Source organism: Dellaglioa sp. CoH-57-MRSF-20 (genome assembly GCF_056781955.1).
Window position 1 is genome coordinate 1 of the sequence record NZ_JBXAXV010000036.1, and the last position, 450, is coordinate 450.

Annotated in this window: 1 protein-coding gene; it reads left to right on the forward strand. The window is 58.2% G+C overall.

Annotated elements, in window-relative coordinates; all coding sequences use genetic code 11:
• Nucleotides 1–450: RNA ligase family protein (locus tag AC1RPN_RS07920; RefSeq protein WP_481763672.1), on the forward strand; the 450-nt coding region annotated here is incomplete at both ends.

The following is a 450-nucleotide window of genomic DNA, read 5'->3' on the forward strand; positions in this document are numbered from 1 at the left end:
CTCCGACCTGAGCGACGATACGGTCAGCGAAATCGACCTGACCGAGAAGCTGGGTATCGAGAAGTGGGAGAAACCGATTCCGGTGTCGCTGCGCGGCGTGTCGCGTGGCAACTTCCCGTCGTTCATTCCGAAGACGGATCAGGAACGCATCCAGAACATCGAACGCCTCGTGTTCGACAAGTATGCGGAAGAAGTGTTCCAAGAATCTACGAAGATGGACGGTTCGTCGCTCACGGCCTACTACATTCCGCCGTCGAGCAAGTACTTTGCGACGGCCGCCAAACCGGACGCAGAGGGCAACCTCCCTGAATTTGTGGCTGGTGTGTGCTCGCGTAACCTCGATCTGGTGGAGACTGAAGGCAACCAGTTCTGGAAAACGGCGCGCGAAGAGCAGGTCCTCGAAAAGCTGGCGACGCTGGAGCGCGCGGTAGCAATCCAAGGTGAGCTGTG